This is a genomic window from Deinococcus roseus (assembly GCF_014646895.1).
In the GTDB taxonomy this organism is placed as follows: domain Bacteria; phylum Deinococcota; class Deinococci; order Deinococcales; family Deinococcaceae; genus Deinococcus_C; species Deinococcus_C roseus.
Genome location: NZ_BMOD01000011.1, coordinates 110378 through 125736, shown reverse-complemented (window position 1 = coordinate 125736; position 15359 = coordinate 110378). Strand labels below are relative to the sequence as shown.

Sequence of the window (15359 nt, the reverse complement as noted above, 5' to 3'; positions counted from 1 at the left end):
AAACTGAATTTCATTTGCCTGTGTGAGGGTGCGGCCAGAAAGAACCCTGAAAGAACCCTTCTGAACCCGAGCGTGGCAGGTGATCCTGAGGTCAGAGGTCTGACGGCCCAGCGCGACAAAACCAGCCATCACGGCCTTTTGGGCCAGCAAATGATTTGAAGCAGGGTGATGCAGGGTCCAGAATTTGTGTGAATTCAGGACCAGAGCAGCAGACAGGAAGAACGCCAGAGTGGAGTCGTTTTTCTGCCTGTGCTCCTTTCAAAGGGTTAGATGCCAAAACCCGGCCAAAAGTTCCCAGATGTGCCAGAAATCCAGCACGGCTGGCAGAAATTTTACCTAATCTTCCTCATGTTCCTGGATTTTGGGACGAGAAGCAGGAATCTGTGGATGTATTGTTGAAAACCATGCAAAATTTTGCGACTTGTGAAGCATTATTTGTACAACTTGCCAGAATTCTCTTGACATGATGCATTTTTCACCCTATCCTTACTTTCATAGAGCCTTAACGGGCATGGGAGGTCAGCTATGAAACTCATCACAGCCATCATCAGACCGGAAAGACTGGGCAACGTCAAAGAAGCCCTGTTCAAGGTGGGCGTCACAGGGATCAGTCTCAGTCGCGTCAGTGGTCACGGAGGCGAACGGGAAATCATCGAGCACTACCGGGGCACCCAGGTGCGCATGGAATTCCATGAAAAAGTGCACCTGCAAATCGCCGTCAGCGAGCCCTTTGTGGATGTGGCTGTGAACGCCATCCTGCAGAGTGCCCGCACCGGAGAAGTGGGCGATGGCAAGATTTTTGTGCAACCCCTCGACCGGGTGATCCGCATCCGCACCGGAGAACAGGACGTGGACGCCCTCACGCCTGTGAATCAACCTGAAACCACTGCTGCTGCCTTGGGGGGTAAGAAATGAAGAAGTACCTGGCCACCGCTCTCGCCTTGATGGGCGTTGCTTTTGCTGCTGACCCTGTGATTGACCGGGGTGACACCGCATGGCTGCTGGCTTCCAGCGCCCTGGTGCTGCTGATGACCCCCGGACTGGCCTTCTTCTACGGCGGTCTGACCCGCTCCAAGAGCGTGCTGAACACCATGATGATGAGCTTCATCGCCATGGGTGTGATTGGCGTACTGTGGGTGCTCTTCGGGTACACCCTCGCTTTCGGTGACAATGCCACGAGTCCCTGGGTCGGCACCCTCGCCAACCTCGGCATGAACGGCATCGGACAGAACTCCCTGGCCGCCACCTTCGAGAAAGACCACTACATCCCCAAATACGTCTTCGTGATGTTCCAGGGCATGTTCGCCATCATCACCGCTGCACTGATCAGCGGTGCAGTTGTGGACCGCATGAAGTTCGGTGCTTTTGCGCTCTTCATCGCCCTGTGGAGCCTCGTGGTGTACTCTCCTCTGGCCCACGTCGTCTGGGATGCCAAAGGCTACCTTTTCAACCTCGGCGCTCTGGACTTCGCGGGTGGCACCGTGGTGCACATCTCCTCCGGTGTGGCTGCCCTGGTTGCTGCTCTGGTCCTCGGTCCACGCCTCAAGTCCACCAAACGCGCTGGCGTTCCCCACAACATTCCTTTCGTGATGCTCGGTGCAGGTCTGCTGTGGTTCGGCTGGTTCGGTTTTAACGCCGGTTCTGCTCTGGGAGCCAACGGCAGTGCTTCCCTGGCCTTCATCACCACCAGCACCGCCACCAGTGCCGCCATGCTCGCCTGGCTCCTCTGGGAAGTCATTCGCGGTCAGAAACCCAGTGCTGTCGGTGCTGCCACTGGTTCCGTTGTGGGCCTCGTTGCCATCACCCCCGCCGCTGGATTTGTCAGCCCTGTCTACGCCATCGTGATCGGTCTGGTGGCTGCCAGCATCTCCTTCGCAGTGGTGCAACTCAAGAACAAAATCAACGCCGATGACGCCCTCGATGTCTTCGCCTGCCACGGTGTGGGTGGCATGGTTGGAGCCCTGCTGACCGGAGCTTTCGCTTTCAGCACCGGTGCTGGCAAAGGCACCCTCGAGCAAGTGGGCATTCAGGCCATCAGCATCCTGTTCTCCATCGCTCTCTCTGGTGTGGGCACCTTCGTGATCCTCAAGATCATCGACGCCATCATGGGACTCCGTGTGGCCCCCAACAAGGAAACCACTGGCATGGACCTCTCCGAGCACGCCGAAGAAGGCTACAGCGGCAGCGACCTCTCTTACGCTGACGACGACAAAAACCCCCTCGGTGCTCCCGTGATCCTCTCCACCTCAGCCACCGACTGAGCCAACCTCACAAATCCACGCTTCTCCTCTCAATGTAGTCAAAAGCCAGCCTGTCGGGGGCTGGCTTTTGACTTGGTGTCTCGTTCACTCCTGCCTCGATCACTCCTGCAGCGTCTTCGTGATCACCTGCAGTTGTTCCAGAGAGATTTCTCCCCTTGCATAGCGCTCACGGGCAATTTCCACGGCGGAGTCCTGTTTGTTCCACCAGCCGGATTTCTTCTCGAAGAAGTCTCTGGGGTTCCATTCCTGCTGGCTGTCTTTCACACCCTGGCTTCCCCGTGCACTTCGCATTTCGGCCCAGCGCCTGCGTTTCATTTTCTTGGCCAGCACAATGCCTCCAATGATCAGCAGGGGCAGCAGCAGTGGGAAGCCGCCGTGGTGGTGATGGCCCTGAAAGCCGTAGCCATTGCCGTAAAACTGGGGCTGGGCGGGAGCGTAAACCTGTCCCTGAAGTTGAGCGGGGGCCTGAAACTGTGCGGGTGCTGCGGGATTGTTGATGATCACGTCCATGTGTTTTTTCTCCTTTGAACCAGTTCCTTCTGGCGTGTTCTTAAGGTAAGCCCAGACGTGTGAAAGGGAATTGCTGCTTCTGTGAATGCACTGTGAACGGGAGGCTGGGACGGGTGTGTGGATGATGCACATCTGTTATGATCCTCTCAGGGAGGATCAGCATGGCAGGATTTAAAGATTTCATCATGCGGGGCAACGTTGTGGATCTGGCGGTGGGGGTGGTGATCGGAGCGGCTTTCAGTGGGGTGGTGACCTCGTTCACCAATGCTTTCATCAACCCCATGATCAAACTGGCCACCGGCGGGGTGCAGCAGGGGGTGCTCAAGGGCGGAAAATTCACCTTTGCTGGCGTGGATTTTCTGTATGGGGATTTCATTTCGGTGGTGCTGACTTTTGTGATCACCGCTGCGGTGGTGTATTACCTGGTGGTGCTGCCCATGAGCACCCTGCGGGAAATGCAACTGGCCAAGGCCAAAGCAGCCAAACCCGAGCAGCCCGCTCCACCTTCCCTCACGCTGGACCAGGAACTGCTGAGAGAAATTCGAGATTTGCTGCTGAAACAGCAAGCTGCAGAAAACGAAAGAAAGCACCTTTAAGGTGCTTTTTCTTTTGACTTTTTTGACTTTTTTGACCTGCTTCTGTCAGGTTCTGAATCTTTTGAAATCAGAAACTGAGGATGGGGCCCACGGCTTTTTTGGCCAGCAGAATGGCTCCCACAATCAAGAGCAAATTGACCACCCAGGCCCCAATCACCACGCTGCGGTTGGTGTTTCTGGCCACGAAATGACCGAGGAACATCGCGATGAGCATCATCACGGGGTGCCACACCGACACCGGGATTTTCTGCACAAAGAGCACCAGAATGCCCAGCAGCACGTTGATGTCCAGCATGATGGGGGCGATGCGTTGCAGGGGGGTTTTGTTGCGGATGGCGTACCACACCAGCAGCACCACCGGAATGATCTGCAGCAGTTCACCGAAGTATTTGTGAATCATGTAAAGGCCGTTCATGGGTCCTCCTCTGTTGATCTGTGCAAAAAGAACTGCAAGTGGTCTGGGTGTCCTGACCGTTCTGTTCGCTCTCTTGCCCTTAAAGCGTCGCACGGGGCGCTTTGCTCAGCCAGAAAGCACCTCAGTGCTTCTGGTGAACCTCAACAAGCAGTTTAATGGAAAAACCGGGTCTGTTGTCCCTCCAGTGGAAGACAGGCCAACCCACAGCTTGACTCAGAAATTGGCACTTCTGGGGTTGATCTCGATGCGCACCCGGGCTTTCCAGCGCTCCTCATCCATGTGGGTGAGCAGGGTTTTCAGGCGCTCCTGGGTGGTGGCCCTCAGCAGCAGGTGGGTCAGGAACAGACCTCTGATTTTGCCGATGGGCGCTGGGGCAGGTCCAAGCACCTCTTCTGCATCTGCACCCCTTGCGGTGAGGTGTTTCTGGATGTCCTCTGCCACGCTTTCCGAGCGGGCTTTGTCTCTGGAGGCCACCTCCACCTGGGCCAGCAGGCTGTAAGGGGGGTACATCAGGAGTTCCCGCCTGCCCAGATCCTGCAGCGGGAAGTGGTCTGCAGGTTTGCCTTCGGTGACAGCAAGCAGGGCTGGATGCAGTGCCTGGAAGGTTTGCACCACCAGCAGGGGAGATTTTCTGGGATGCCATTCCAGCAGTTGCCTGAGCAGCTTGTGGTAACGCTCATCGGTGCGAAAATCCGAGTGGCCCAGCCAGCTGTCGGCCAGGGTCAGGCTGATCAGGGCCAGTTCTGGAGGGGCTTTTTCCTGCAAGAGGGCCTGGGTTCCGATCACGATGCCAGGGTGCCCCTCGTAGATGGGACGCAGGTCGTCCTGGTGGTCCTTGTCGTAACGGTACACGGCAAACCCGGGCAACAACTGCCGGGTTTCCTGCAGGATCCATTCGGTGCCGGGGCCTTTGGGTTGCCAGATCGCCCCCCTGCATTTGGGACAGGTGCTGGGTGGGCCTTCCCGGTAACCGCACTGGTGGCACTGCATCAGGCGGGTGCCCTGGTGGAATTTGAGGGGCACATCGCAGTGTTTGCAGAAGGGGATGTACCCGCAGGACCGACAGCGGATCAGGGCACTGTACCCTTTGCGCGGTGCGAACAGCACCGCCTGTCTGCCCCGTTCTGCCACCTGGGTCAGCACCTTGCGCAGGTCCTGCGAAAGGGGATAGCCTTCCAGGGCGGGCTTCATGTGTTGCATGGAGAGGGGGCCGGTTTCGGGCTGGCTGGAGCCCTCGGCGTAATTGACCACATGCACCCGTGGTGGAGGAGGAGCGAGCACCGTTCCGGGCACTTTGAGGCTTTCCACCGCAGGCACCGATCCGGTGTACACCAGCAGGCTTTCCCGCTGGTGGGCCAGGGTTGCCGTCAGATCCGCCATGTACATCTTGGAGCCAGACAGCAGCTTGTAAGCATCACTCCCTTCTTCTTCAAGGATGATCATGCTGAGGTCCGGGAAAGGCAGGGCCAGGGCACCATACGTGCCAATCACCATCCTGCACTGCCCTTCCCGCACCTGCTGCCAGATGTGGTCCCTTTGCAGGGGGTTCAGGCTGCCAGAGTAGCACTGGGCTCCCAGGTGGGAAAGGGCCTGCCATGCCCGTTCCAGACGGTAATTGTCCGGTGTCAGATACATCACTCCGGTGCCCAGGTGCTGCTCGATCAGGGTTTTGAGGTGCTGGAAGCGCTCGATGGGGTGCCCCCCATGCAGCCTGGAGACACCCGACTGGGGGATGTCCCATTCGGCTTTTTTCAGGTTGCGTTCCATGATGGGAACACATTCAGGGGGGCCTGCAGGTCGCTCGAAAGCTTCCGCCCAGCCCCGGGCCAGCACCCCCGAAACCACACTGGTGCTCACCTCGGCGTTCCTGGCCCACTCAGCCAGCGAAGCCGCTTCTTTGATGGTCAGCAGGGTTTTCCAGGCGTGTTTCTGCTTGGGGGTGAGGTTGTCCTTGCCGTCCAGCAGTCCCCGGTAAGCCAGTTCGGTGCGGATGGGGAATTCAAAACGCTCTTCCAGCAAACCCTGTTCCCGCACCTGGTCCAGGGCAACAGGGCTGTCCACGGCTGTGCTCCAGTCGGTGGGCAATTCCAGACCAAAGAGGCTGAGGTCGGTGCCCTCCACGGGCCGCACCAGATGCTTCAGGTGGGGTTCCCATCCGCAGGTGATGGCATCACAGTACAGCAGGCCCAGAGGGGTGCCACTGAGGGTTTCGTAGGCTTTGAGGGTCGTAATCAGGCTGGGATGGACCCACGGATCCAGCACCTGAATCACCTCACGCAGGCGGTGGGTGTGGGCCTGACCTGCAGCCACCACAATGCCGATTTTGATGCCCCCCTGCCAGGGCACCACCACGCGGTGTCCCAGGGGAAGGTCACCAGAAAACCCGTGTGGTGGCGAAAAATCCAGCGCAGGAATGGGGAGGGGAAGCACAACCAGCCAGGACATGTTTATGATTCTAACGTAATCGAGGGAGGGGAATCAGTGGCAAGGACGCTTATAGACATTCAGTACGCCGTGTGGGTGACCTGATACCCCCGGTCTTTCAGGTACTCCGTGACGCTCCTGACTGCCAGTTTCACCCCTTCGGTGATCAGCGGGTTGCCGAATTTGGCGGTTTTCACCAGGGTGGTGCCGTCCTCGCGGGGGGTCACCTGCACCAGGATCTCCTGGGTGAGGTGCTCCTCCTCAATGTGGGCCAGAAACACATGCCCCTGGTGGCGCAGGTTCTGAAAGACCTCCAGCAGGATGATGGTGCGGTTCTGGTAGCGGTAGACGGTTTTCTGGAAATCTGAAAGGTTCAGGGAGTCCCCTGCGACCAGAATGCTGTGGGGCATGTCATCCTCCGTGAACACCTGATATGGTGCAATGGTCTTGAAGGCTTTGACCCGGAAACGCACGTGGTACACGTCAAATCCCAGGTCCTGCCATTTCAGGGCGTATTTGGTCTGCAAAGCGGCAGCAGGGGGTGCGCATTCGATCAGTTCAAAAAGACCTGACTGTCTGGCCTGCTCCAGCGCGAACTGAAAATACTCTTCGTGATCGGTGGTGAACCAGATTTCCCCATCTGGTTTCAGACGGGAAGACACCATCTCAAAAAACGGCACCTGCAGCAGGCGGTTGTGCTCGTGTTTGGGCCAGGGGTCCGGGAAATTCACATAAATGCGGTCCAGACCGTGCTCGGGAACCACCCCCTGAATCAGGGGATCGGCGTGCAGGCGGGTCAGGATGGCATTCTTCAGGCCTGCATCCTGCAGCTTCTTTTCTGCCTTGAGCAAACTGACCCCGGAGATTTCCACCCCCAGGTAATTGGCCGGTTCGGCCTGGGCCTGCTGCACCCAGAAACGGCCATCTCCGAAACCCACCTCCAGGTGCCAGGGAAGGTCGGGGGTCTCAGGATAGAGCCGGGCTTTGTGGTCTGGAAACAGAAAATCCGAGGGTCTGAAGATCATGACAGCACCTCTGCCAGACGCAAAGCGTCCTGCACCACGCTCTGGTAGGTGTGCTCGCCTTCGGTGCAGCGGCCCAGAGCATACAGATCTGGAATGCGTTTCAGCTGGAAGCCTTCCAGTTCCGTTTGTTTCAGGGCCTGGAAACGGACAGAGTAAGGCACGGCTTCTCCGGTTTCCGGGGCCTGCTGGGTTGCGGTGCTGAATTCAAAGCCCTGTCCCAGCAAATCCTGGTGCAGAAAGCTGTAGGCAATTTCCGAGAGCCTGCCGGACTCCTCGGTGATGTTGCCGATGGTGAGCTGCGCATCCAGAAAGCTGCCCACCGCCAGCACCACTTTGCGGGCCAGACGCTCCGGGCCTTCCCAGGTGCTCAGATGGAACACTTCGGCTTTGTGCAGAGCGGTCACACAGGACTGCAGCAGGTGAATGCCTGGAGCCAGTTCCAGCGTTTGCTTCACATTGCGGTGAAACACCCACAGGCTGCGGTCTGGCAAGGATTTTTCCAGAGAGAGCTGCATCAGGGAACTTGCAGGGAATGTGGTGTCCACGGTGGGGTGAAACAGGTTGCCCACGCTGTCCAGGCTCTGGGTGACCAGCAGCACATCCAGCCCCTTTTGGGCCAGGTGGTGGGCCAGCTCGCTGCCAGCAAGGCCCGCACCAACCACGGCCACATCATAAACATGACCGGTGTGCGGGAAGGAACGGGGGGTATGGGTCGACATCGGTTCTCCATCATACGGGAGTTGAGCAATCTCTGTGATCTGCGTCACCCATGCAGTTGTGGCACAGAAACCTGAAAGGCTTCACAAAATATACTGGTCTTACCCTCTTCACTTTGCACACATCTTTGCCAATGGGGCTGGACGGATGGTGGGGAATGGTTCATAGAACACTGTCACAGCGCATTCTGGATGAAAGTGTGGACCGACTGTACGAGCAGGTTCGCCAGTCGGTCCTGATGACTTTCATTGCTGTGCTGGTCTTTGCGGCCTCGCTTTACCGGCAGACCCCCATGCTCACCCTGTGCTGGACGCTGGTCATGCTGGTGCATGCTTTCTGGCACGCCAGATCGGTTTACGGCTATCCCCAGATCCGGCATTTTCATGCTGCCGAACACTGGCTGACCCGCGAACTGGTGTTCAGCACCACCCGCGCCGTGGGCTGGGCCTGTTTTACCATGCTGTATTTTCAGCCTGAACACACCGAACGTTTTTACCTGATGCTGATTTACATTGTGGCGGTGATTTCAGGAAGTGTGGTCACCTATGCTGCAGTCCCGGTGATTTATCCGTTGATGGTGGTTTTCACCCTGTTCCCTTTGATTTTTCGGCTGGCCCTGACTGCGCAGCAGCATGAAACCCATGGTTTTCTGGCTCTGGGAGGACTGATTTATTGCGGAGTGCTGATCCGCTATCACCAGCAGGCCCACACCATCTCCAGAAAAGCCATCGAACTGTACCTGCAACAGGGGATCCTGCTGGAAGAGGTGCACCGCTTCAAAGAACAACTCAGCGAAAGCAATGAACAGCTCATCACCGTCAATGGCCACCTGCAGGCCGCACTGGGACGCAGCAACAAAATGGCTTTCAATGACGCCCTGACCGGATGCTTCAACAGGCGGGCTTTTCTGGAGCACCTGAAAGCGTATGCCTCCCCCTACAGCCACAGTGAGGTGTGCCTGATCATGATGGACCTGGACCACTTCAAACGCATCAACGACCAGAAAGGCCACCTGTTCGGAGACCACGTTCTGAAGGTGCTGGTGGCCCGCATCCAGATGCAACTGCGCCCCGAAGACATTCTGGCCCGTTACGGCGGCGAGGAATTCATTTGTTTGCTGCCCAACACCACCTTGCTGGAAGCCCAGCAGTTTGCAGAAACCATCCGCAAAGCTGTGGCTGGCACCCCCATCCGGGACACCGAGCACACCCAGCACATCACCATCTCGATGGGCGTGGCAAAGTACCGGACCCCAGAAGACCCTCTGGAAACCGTGAACCGGGCAGACCAGGCCCTGTATCAGGCCAAGAAAGCAGGTCGGGACCGGGTGGTGGTGGCCTGAACCAGAAAAGAAGCCCTGAACTCCAGGGCTTCAGCATGTTTTTTGGATTTTAACTGATTGGGACAGCACCCAGCACCTGCGTGGGGGTTGCACTGCCACCTTCAGGTTCCAGGCTGACTGCAATGGCCTCATAACCAGAAGTGTCCACCTGGAAGGTTCGGGAAGCCACCACGCCCAGAGAAACCGGCTGACCGCCCTTGATGCCCCACACCTGATAGCTTTTTTGCTGTTCTGCTTTCTGATTCATGATCACGAGGGCCTGACCGTCTGGATGAAAAGCCACCGAAGCCACCTGGGTCTGGTCCTGCAGCTTCAGGGCTTCAACTTTGGGGTTGTTCTGCAGCCAGCTTTCAATCAGGCGGGTTTGCTGGTTCTCCTGATACACGCCCACTCCAAACCATCCGCCCACCAGCAGCACCGCCACCACAGCAGCCCAGGACAGGAAAGAGGGAAGCTGCAGGGAACGCGCTGCAGGAGCAGAAACAGGTGCAGAACTTGCCTCAGGCTGCTGGATTTGCGGTTCCAGCTTGCTCTGGATTTTTTGCCAGCTGTCGGGATTCACCGGGATGGGAGGGAGTTCTTCTGCCATGCGGAACAGGGCTTCCTGAAGGTCCTCCACTTCACGCCTCGCTTCTGCAGAGGTCTGCAGGTGATCTGCAATCTCTTGCATCTCCTGCGGCTCCAGTTGCCCGAGCACATAATCTGCAAGTTGTTCTCGGGTGTATTTCATGCGCCCTCCAGCCTGGCTTTCAGTTTCATCAGGGTTCGCCTGAGTTTGCTTTTCAGGGTGCCCAGGGCCATCCCGGTGTGCTCCACCAGCTCCGAATGCGAGTATCCATCATAGAAGGCCAGTTCCAGCAGGCGCTTTTCAGAGGGGTCCAGGGTGTTCAGGGCCTTTTCGACCACGATTTTATCATCCTGTTGCCGGGTTTCGGCAGCAAGGGTTTCGGTGTCCGGGTCGTGGATGTCCCACTCTTCCACCTTCAAAGGGCGGGACCCACGGGTGCGCAGGCGTTCCAGACACATTTTGTGGGCGATGCCACACAGGTAGGTCTTCACCGAAGCCCGGTCTGGACTGTAGGTGCTTGCCTTGTTGTAAAGAACCACAAACGTGTCTTGCATGACTTCCTCGGCATCCTCCAGGCTGCCCAGCATCCGAAACGCGATGGCTTTGATGGTGGACCCCAGATCATTGAAAAGCTCGCGCAAAGCTTCCTGATCTTGACGCTGGATGCGCATCAGAAGCTGCAGGTGGTGCTCGTTGCCGGTCAGGTCACTCACGCTTAAAAGTCTATCTGCAAAAGAAGGGGGTTTTGGATGCATACCCCACCAAGCGGTCTGGATTCCTGGTGCAGTGCTCTGGCAATTGTGCTCCAGAGAACACAGTTGAGAACGCAACCTCAGCTGCTCTGCATCCAAACAGCCGGGTTTCGCAGATCAGTGTTCAGGACCCCACCTGGACTTTCACCAGGGAAGGTTTCACAAAGGAGGACTTTATGAACCTTGGATTTCCCGAAATCATCCTGATCCTGGTGATCGCACTGCTGGTCTTTGGACCCAAAAAACTTCCTGAACTGGGCAAAAGCCTCGGGCAGGGCATCCGTGAATTCAAGAAAGGCACCAAAAGCCTGCAAGATGACCTTTCGGATTCGTTCAAAGACCCTGAACCCACCCCTGTGGTGCCTGCTGTGATGCCTGCCGTGGTGAATCCTCAAGAGAAAGCCAGCTGAACATGCAGAGCGTTCCAGGACAGTCTGTTGCTTTCAAAGAAGCCCCCCTGATGGACCACCTGGAAGAACTGCGCCTGCGCCTGATTTACGCCATTGCTTTCTGGGGCATCGGTTCTGCACTGGCCTACACCTACCGCGATCAGTTGATGGTGTTTCTCAAAGGTCCTTTGCAGGGCTACCTGAACACAGGTCATCAGGTGGAAATTGTGACCCTTTCGGTCACAGAACCCCTGATCACCACCTTGCAGCTCTCTGCGTTTGGTGGTCTGGTGGTGGCTTTGCCTTTCATGGTTTACCAGATCTGGGCTTTTGTGGCCCCTGGTCTGACCACCGATGAACGCAAATGGGGTGCTCCTTTTGTGCTGGGCCTCGGGCTGTCTTTTGCGCTGGGCGTGTACTTCTGCTACCGCATCATCCTGCCCGCTGCCCTGCCTTTTCTGCTGGGCTTTCTGGGAGGCGTCACCAACCTGCTTTCCATCGGAGAGTACATCAGCCAGATCGTGACCTACCTGGCCACCTTCGGACTGGTCTTCGAGCTTCCCCTCACCATTTTCCTGCTCACCAAGGTGGGACTGGTGGGCAGCCAGATGCTCTCAGGCATCCGCAAATACGCCGTGGTGGCGCTGACCATCCTGTCTGCCATCATCACGCCCACCGCAGATCCTTTCAATCTGGCCCTGATGGCGATTCCGCTGTACCTGCTGTTTGAACTGGGCATTCTGTTCTCCCGCATGGCAGAAGGCCGGGCTTTAAAAGAAGCCCGTTCCTGATCCAGATCAGACTTGGTGATCCAGGACACAAAGAACACACTGCATCCCTTTTTCTTGCTGCATCCAAACCGCAACCATCTGCAAATCAGTACCTGAGGCAAACAAGATCCCTCAAAAATTCAAAGACCCATTTCACCGGGCGGGGCACACACCGCGCCCACACGGAGGCCATTGTCATGAGCAACAACAAACCCAACCGCAGACAGTTTCTGGGCACCCTTGGCATGCTGGGCGCAGGGGCCATGCTTGGCTCTTGCGCTGTCACTGCAGCCCCCAGCAAACCCAACCTAGACATTGATGTGCTGAACTTTGCCCTCAACCTGGAATACCTGGAAGCAGAGTTCTACCTGTGGGCCGCTTTCGGGGCAGGCCTCAGCAATGCCGATGCGGGAGGTGGACCTGCCGCCACTGGAGGCAAAAAAGCCACCCTCAGTGCCGCCCTGCAACAGCGCGCCGAGGAAATCGCCCGCGATGAAGAAGCCCACGTGAAGGCCCTGCGTGCCACCATCACCAAACTGGGCGGCACCCCGGTGGCCCGACCCCAGCTTGACATTGGTCCTGCTTTTGCTGCTGCTGCCGATGCTGCCAGCGGTGGAAAAATCAAAGGGTTCAGCCCTTACACCAACGACCTGTTTTTTGCCCACGGTGCCTTCATCTTTGAAGATGTGGGTGTGACCGCCTACAGCGGAGCGGCAACCCTGATCACCAGCCCAGACGTACTGCAGGCAGCTGCAGGCATTCTGGCCGTGGAAGCCTACCACGCTGGAGAAATCCGCTCTTACCTGTACGACCAGAAAGACACCGTGGTGGTTCCTGGCCTGACCGTGGAAGACGTGGTGGCAGCCATTTCTGCCCTGCGTGGTTCTGTGGGTGGCGGCAAAGATGAAGGCATCACCAAAGGCGGCAAAGCCAACATTGTGGCTGCAGATGCCAACGCCATCGCTTACCACCGCACCACCCGTGAAGTCCTCAACATCGTGTATCTGGCTGCAGGGGCCACCAAAGGGGGATTCTTCCCCAACGGTCTCAACGGCAACATCAAGTAAGCCGAGGGCTCAGGGCCGAGGGCCGAGAGCTGCACAGCACGGCTTATGCAAAGGCTTACTGAAAAGAGGAACCCGAATGGGGTTCCTCTTTTGTTTTGCTGTTTTGTTTTTGACAACCTATTCTTGTAAGAGCTACCTTGCTCTCGGCTCTCGGCTCTCGGCTCTCGGCCTTCTGCTTCAGATCAAAGGCAACTCTTCCAGCGCATCCTCAAACCGCTCTGGCTTGAAATCCTGCTGGTCAAAAGCAATGTCTCCCTCGGGGACCACGGTGTCTCGGGTGAGCCCCCGAAAGTCAAAGAGGCCAGGGTCCAGCAAATGGCTGGCACTGACATGGCTGAGGGCACGGAAGATGTTGTTGAGGCGGCCCGGACTCTGGCGCTCCCAGCTTTCCAGCATTTCCCCGACGATTCTGCGCTGCAAATTCTCCTGAGAGCCGCACAGGTTGCAGGGAATGATGGGGAATTCGCGGGCACGGGCGTAACGCTCGATGTCCTTCTCGGTGCAGTAGGCCAGCGGGCGGATCACCACATTCTGGCCGTCATCAGAGACCAGTTTGGGGGGCATGGCTTTCAGGCGGCTTCCAAAGAACATGTTCATGAAGAAGGTTTCCAGGATGTCGTCCCGGTGGTGCCCCAGCGCGATCTTGTTGGCCCCGATCTCTCTGGCGAAGGTGTAGATGGCCCCCCGGCGCAGTCTGGAACACAAACTGCACATGGTTTTGCCTTCGGGGATTTTCTCTTTCACCACGCTGTAGGTGTCCTGCTCCAGGATGCGGTACTCCACGCCCAGGTTCTTCAGGTACTCAGGAAGAATGTGGCTGGGAAAGCCGGGCTGTTTCTGATCGAGGTTCATGGCGATCAGTTTGAAGTCGATGGGTGCCCGCTTCTGCAACTCCATGAGGGTGTCCAGCATGGTGTAGGAGTCCTTGCCTCCCGAGAGGCACACCAGCACGGTGTCTCCATCGTCGATCATGCCGTAGTCGGTGATGGCCTGGGCCACCTGGCGTTCCAGTTGCCGTTTCAGCCGGAAGAAGTTTCCGGAGTAACTTTTTTCTGTGCCCTCTGTGCCCTCTGTGGTGTCTGTGGTGTCTGTGGTGTGAAGGCTGTCCTGAAGGGGGTTGTCCTGCATGTTTTCGTGCTGCATGTGATTGACCTCAACAGAGGGGATGATCCTCGTTTTTTGTGTGGAGCCCGGGTTGTGTTGAACTTGAGGCTGTTTTTCTCTGGAAAAAGCAGCGACCAGCCCCCATTGTACGGGATTCTCTGGTGTTTCAGGGGAAAGTGACGGTCACTCTGGCCCCCCTGATGGTGTTTTCCAGCTGCAGGTGGGCGTGGTGCAGGGCACAGATGCTGCGCACCACCTTCATGCCAATCCCGAATCCTTCCAGATCGGGTTTCTGGGCTTCATGGTCTTCCAGCAGTTCCTGGGGAAAGCCCTGGCCCTGGTCCTGCACGGTCAGCATGTGTTCTCCCAGCATCACCCGGATTTCTCCATCGCGGGTGTAGCGGATGGCGTTGAAAATCAGGTTCTCAATCAAACGGCTGAGCGTGATGGGATCTCCCTTCACGGTGGTGGGGAGGCCATCAAAATCCAGTGAGAGGTTCTTTTTGAGGGCCAGAGGCACCATGCGGTCGATCACGGCTCCGGTGATCTCCCACAGATCCACGGGTTGCAAGTCCAGAGGGCTGCCCTGCAGGCGGGTGAGGGTCAGCAGATTGATGGCCAGCCGCTCCAGGTGCTCGGTGTTGCGGTGCAGGGTGCGCAGGGCCGTTTCGTAGACCTGCAGGTCACGGGGTTTGGAGAGGGTGTATTCCAGCTCGGCTTTCAGTGCGGTGAGGGGGGTGCGGAGTTCGTGGCTGGCCACCCGCAGGAATTCCAGCTCGGCTTTGCGGGTGCGCTGCAAGGTCTCCAGGCTTTCGGCCAGGGCACGGGCCAGCATGCCCACCTCATCCGGGCGGTGGATTTCCGGGATGGGTTCGGGGCGGTCCAGGGTTTGCACCCGTGCGGTCAGGTTGCTGAGGGGTTGGAGGTTGCGTCCCAGCACCCAGCCTGAACCCAGCGCACCCAGCAGTGACATCAACAGGGTAAGCGGGATGCTCACCACTGCGTAAGAGCGCAGGGTTTCTTGCAGGGAAGTGAGGGGGCGGCCCACCTCCACCTCAAATTCTGAGCTGCTGATGCGGTACACGTGCCAGCCCGAGAGGTTGCTGAACCCTTCCTGCACTGTCTCTGGCATGTTGCGAAAATCGCTCTCCCAGATCACTTTGCCTTGCTGCTCGATGCGTGCATCCACAAACTCTGAACCGGAAGCCAGGGTTTGCAAGACCACATTGGGCAGGTTTTTGCCCTGGTACAGGCGGGCAGAGTTCATCACCAGTCGGGACTGGTCTCTCAGTTCCTGGTTCATGTCCGAGAGGCGCACCTGGTAGAGCACCACCCCGGACAGCACGCTGAGGGTGGTGAGGGCCAGAAACAGCACCCCACCCACCCACACCGAGAGGCGGGTTTGCAGGTTCAAGGGGA

Annotated in this window: 16 protein-coding genes; 7 read left to right on the top strand and 9 right to left on the bottom strand. The window is 57.6% G+C overall.

Going from position 1 to position 15359, the window contains the following annotated elements; all coding sequences use genetic code 11:
- The first annotated feature begins 525 nt into the window (after positions 1 to 525).
- The gene (locus IEY52_RS15115) at positions 526 to 915 is read left to right on the top strand and encodes a P-II family nitrogen regulator (protein WP_189003744.1); all 390 of its coding nucleotides are present in this window, start codon (positions 526 to 528) and stop codon (positions 913 to 915) included.
- Positions 912 to 2261 carry an ammonium transporter gene (locus IEY52_RS15110; protein ID WP_189003742.1) on the top strand — a complete coding sequence of 450 codons (1350 nt, stop codon included), beginning with the start codon at positions 912 to 914 and terminating at the stop codon, positions 2259 to 2261. Before IEY52_RS15115 ends, IEY52_RS15110 begins: the two co-directional genes overlap by 4 nt.
- A gap of 99 nt (positions 2262 to 2360) precedes the next feature.
- Here IEY52_RS15110 and IEY52_RS15105 read toward each other — a convergent pair whose 3' ends face one another.
- Positions 2361 to 2771, bottom strand: coding sequence for an SHOCT domain-containing protein (locus IEY52_RS15105; protein WP_189003740.1), 411 nt, complete (start codon positions 2769 to 2771; stop codon positions 2361 to 2363).
- A 161-nt stretch (positions 2772 to 2932) separates the two neighbouring features.
- Between IEY52_RS15105 and mscL the strand changes: the two genes are divergently transcribed.
- Positions 2933 to 3367: a large conductance mechanosensitive channel protein MscL gene (gene mscL, locus IEY52_RS15100; RefSeq protein WP_229684820.1), complete on the top strand. Its 435-nt coding sequence runs from the start codon at positions 2933 to 2935 to the stop codon at positions 3365 to 3367.
- A 67-nt stretch (positions 3368 to 3434) separates the two neighbouring features.
- Here mscL and IEY52_RS15095 read toward each other — a convergent pair whose 3' ends face one another.
- The 4 genes from IEY52_RS15095 to IEY52_RS15080 all read right to left on the bottom strand — a co-directional run bounded on the left by IEY52_RS15095 (position 3435) and on the right by IEY52_RS15080 (position 7950).
- Entirely contained in the window at positions 3435 to 3782 is a 348-nt protein-coding gene (locus tag IEY52_RS15095) for a pilus assembly protein (protein WP_189003735.1), read from the bottom strand.
- Between the two features lie 213 nt (positions 3783 to 3995).
- Entirely contained in the window at positions 3996 to 6227 is a 2232-nt protein-coding gene (gene priA, locus IEY52_RS15090) for a replication restart helicase PriA (RefSeq protein WP_189003733.1), read from the bottom strand.
- Between the two features lie 59 nt (positions 6228 to 6286).
- The gene (gene trmB, locus IEY52_RS15085) at positions 6287 to 7231 is read right to left on the bottom strand and encodes a tRNA (guanosine(46)-N7)-methyltransferase TrmB (protein WP_189003731.1); all 945 of its coding nucleotides are present in this window, start codon (positions 7229 to 7231) and stop codon (positions 6287 to 6289) included.
- On the bottom strand, positions 7228 to 7950 hold the full coding sequence (locus IEY52_RS15080; protein ID WP_189003728.1) for an FAD-dependent oxidoreductase: 723 nt from the start codon (positions 7948 to 7950) through the stop codon (positions 7228 to 7230). Before IEY52_RS15080 ends, trmB begins: the two co-directional genes overlap by 4 nt.
- A 155-nt stretch (positions 7951 to 8105) precedes the next feature.
- On the opposite strand from IEY52_RS15080, the gene IEY52_RS15075 reads away from it, so the two are divergent.
- Complete coding sequence (locus tag IEY52_RS15075; RefSeq protein WP_189003726.1) at positions 8106 to 9290, top strand: GGDEF domain-containing protein; 1185 nt, start codon at positions 8106 to 8108, stop codon at positions 9288 to 9290.
- 49 nt (positions 9291 to 9339) lie between these two features.
- On the opposite strand, the gene IEY52_RS15070 is transcribed toward IEY52_RS15075, so the two are convergent.
- Positions 9340 to 10020 (bottom strand): anti-sigma factor, encoded by a 681-nt coding sequence (locus tag IEY52_RS15070; RefSeq protein ID WP_189003724.1) that lies wholly within the window; start codon positions 10018 to 10020, stop codon positions 9340 to 9342.
- On the bottom strand, positions 10017 to 10571 hold the full coding sequence (locus IEY52_RS15065; RefSeq protein ID WP_189003722.1) for an RNA polymerase sigma factor: 555 nt from the start codon (positions 10569 to 10571) through the stop codon (positions 10017 to 10019). Before IEY52_RS15065 ends, IEY52_RS15070 begins: the two co-directional genes overlap by 4 nt.
- A 215-nt stretch (positions 10572 to 10786) precedes the next feature.
- On the opposite strand from IEY52_RS15065, the gene tatA reads away from it, so the two are divergent.
- From tatA to IEY52_RS15050, 3 genes are all read left to right on the top strand, one after another.
- Positions 10787 to 11020: a twin-arginine translocase TatA/TatE family subunit gene (gene tatA, locus IEY52_RS15060; protein WP_189003719.1), complete on the top strand. Its 234-nt coding sequence runs from the start codon at positions 10787 to 10789 to the stop codon at positions 11018 to 11020.
- A 2-nt stretch (positions 11021 to 11022) separates the two neighbouring features.
- On the top strand, positions 11023 to 11790 hold the full coding sequence (gene tatC, locus IEY52_RS15055; RefSeq protein ID WP_189003717.1) for a twin-arginine translocase subunit TatC: 768 nt from the start codon (positions 11023 to 11025) through the stop codon (positions 11788 to 11790).
- A 176-nt stretch (positions 11791 to 11966) separates the two neighbouring features.
- Complete coding sequence (locus IEY52_RS15050) at positions 11967 to 12836, top strand: ferritin-like domain-containing protein (RefSeq protein ID WP_189003715.1); 870 nt, start codon at positions 11967 to 11969, stop codon at positions 12834 to 12836.
- 177 nt (positions 12837 to 13013) lie between these two features.
- Here IEY52_RS15050 and ttcA read toward each other — a convergent pair whose 3' ends face one another.
- Both ttcA and IEY52_RS15040 read right to left on the bottom strand, forming a co-directional pair.
- Positions 13014 to 13979, bottom strand: a complete 966-nt coding sequence (gene ttcA, locus IEY52_RS15045; RefSeq protein ID WP_229684819.1) for a tRNA 2-thiocytidine(32) synthetase TtcA — start codon at positions 13977 to 13979, stop codon at positions 13014 to 13016.
- 127 nt (positions 13980 to 14106) lie between these two features.
- Positions 14107 to 15354 (bottom strand): sensor histidine kinase, encoded by a 1248-nt coding sequence (locus IEY52_RS15040; protein WP_189003713.1) that lies wholly within the window; start codon positions 15352 to 15354, stop codon positions 14107 to 14109.
- Positions 15355 to 15359 lie beyond the last annotated feature (5 nt).

Excerpts from the sequence above, each read along its gene's own strand:
- mscL (WP_229684820.1), top strand. The coding sequence starts at position 2,933 with ATGGCAGGATTTAAAGATTTCATCATGCGGGGCAACGTTGTGGATCTG.
- IEY52_RS15080 (WP_189003728.1), bottom strand. The coding sequence starts at position 7,950 with ATGTCGACCCATACCCCCCGTTCCTTCCCGCACACCGGTCATGTTTAT.
- IEY52_RS15070 (WP_189003724.1), bottom strand. The coding sequence starts at position 10,020 with ATGAAATACACCCGAGAACAACTTGCAGATTATGTGCTCGGGCAACTG.
- IEY52_RS15105 (WP_189003740.1), bottom strand. The coding sequence starts at position 2,771 with ATGGACGTGATCATCAACAATCCCGCAGCACCCGCACAGTTTCAGGCC.
- trmB (WP_189003731.1), bottom strand. The coding sequence starts at position 7,231 with ATGATCTTCAGACCCTCGGATTTTCTGTTTCCAGACCACAAAGCCCGG.
- priA (WP_189003733.1), bottom strand. The coding sequence starts at position 6,227 with ATGTCCTGGCTGGTTGTGCTTCCCCTCCCCATTCCTGCGCTGGATTTT.
- IEY52_RS15075 (WP_189003726.1), top strand. The coding sequence starts at position 8,106 with ATGGTTCATAGAACACTGTCACAGCGCATTCTGGATGAAAGTGTGGAC.
- tatA (WP_189003719.1), top strand. The coding sequence starts at position 10,787 with ATGAACCTTGGATTTCCCGAAATCATCCTGATCCTGGTGATCGCACTG.
- ttcA (WP_229684819.1), bottom strand. The coding sequence starts at position 13,979 with ATGCAGCACGAAAACATGCAGGACAACCCCCTTCAGGACAGCCTTCAC.
- IEY52_RS15110 (WP_189003742.1), top strand. The coding sequence starts at position 912 with ATGAAGAAGTACCTGGCCACCGCTCTCGCCTTGATGGGCGTTGCTTTT.
- IEY52_RS15115 (WP_189003744.1), top strand. The coding sequence starts at position 526 with ATGAAACTCATCACAGCCATCATCAGACCGGAAAGACTGGGCAACGTC.
- IEY52_RS15095 (WP_189003735.1), bottom strand. The coding sequence starts at position 3,782 with ATGAACGGCCTTTACATGATTCACAAATACTTCGGTGAACTGCTGCAG.
- tatC (WP_189003717.1), top strand. The coding sequence starts at position 11,023 with ATGCAGAGCGTTCCAGGACAGTCTGTTGCTTTCAAAGAAGCCCCCCTG.
- IEY52_RS15050 (WP_189003715.1), top strand. The coding sequence starts at position 11,967 with ATGAGCAACAACAAACCCAACCGCAGACAGTTTCTGGGCACCCTTGGC.